The sequence below is a fragment of the Niveispirillum sp. SYP-B3756 genome, assembly GCF_009495745.1.
In the GTDB taxonomy this organism is placed as follows: domain Bacteria; phylum Pseudomonadota; class Alphaproteobacteria; order Azospirillales; family Azospirillaceae; genus Niveispirillum.
This window is the reverse complement of record NZ_WIDQ01000054.1, coordinates 1-793: the sequence shown is the minus strand read 5'-3', so window position 1 is coordinate 793 and position 793 is coordinate 1. Positions and strand designations below refer to the sequence as shown.

1 protein-coding gene is annotated in these 793 nt (G+C 53.0%); it reads left to right on the top strand.

What is annotated here, in order from left to right; genetic code table 11:
- The first annotated feature begins 109 nt into the window (after window positions 1–109).
- The gene (locus GE253_RS25685; protein ID WP_282183267.1) at window positions 110–361 is read left to right on the top strand and encodes a DUF736 domain-containing protein; all 252 of its coding nucleotides are present in this window, start codon (window positions 110–112) and stop codon (window positions 359–361) included.
- Window positions 362–793: the final 432 nt, after the last annotated feature.

The window sequence follows — 793 nt, the reverse complement described above, 5'->3', positions numbered from 1 at the left end:
CATTCATCGACGGGTTCTATAATCCCATACGGCGACACTCGGCCTTGGGCTACAAAAGCCCTATCCTGTTCGAGGCCGCCGCCTGACGGCGAGAAAATGGCTCTCCACTTTGCCAGGGCAAGTCCACCGCCTCGTTCCCAACGACAACCGTGATCACGAGAATGCGCCTGCCTACCGCTTGCTGATCGGCTATCACCGTATTGGTGACGCTTGGGAGGCGGAGACCACGGATGGTGAGTCCCGCTCCTATCTGCGGGTGCGTTTTGATGATCCGGCCCTACCGGAGCCGATCAACGCCGCCTTGCTCTTCGTTGGAGATGGGGCATCGGCAAAGCTTGTCTGGAACCGTTACCGACAATAAACAGCGCCGGCCTTGTCGTAGAAATTGCGGAGCCGAATGCAGAAGGGCGGGCTTCGGTGCGGAGTATAGAAGAACTATCGTTAATCAATTTTATTCAGAACCATGGCATAAATTTTGACGAAATTACTTACAGTTATCAAATTTTGGCGCCTTATCCTCGGCTTAACGAAGGTAAATTTGCTGTCGGTTGATTCATTTTGGTTTATTTATGCTCTTTCTTCTCGTCCTGCGGAGCCTTTGTTTCTTGCGGCTGTGGCTGTATCTCCCGCGGCTGTATTGATGTCGCTTGCGGTGCAGGTACTGGTCCTAGGCAGTAAACTCATAAAACTGCTTGGTTTGGAATTGGCGTCGTGATTCAAGGGCTTTGACAAGGAGCCCCTGATGACGCGCCGCCGCTACGAACTTACGGACCACGAATGGTCGATCCTGTCC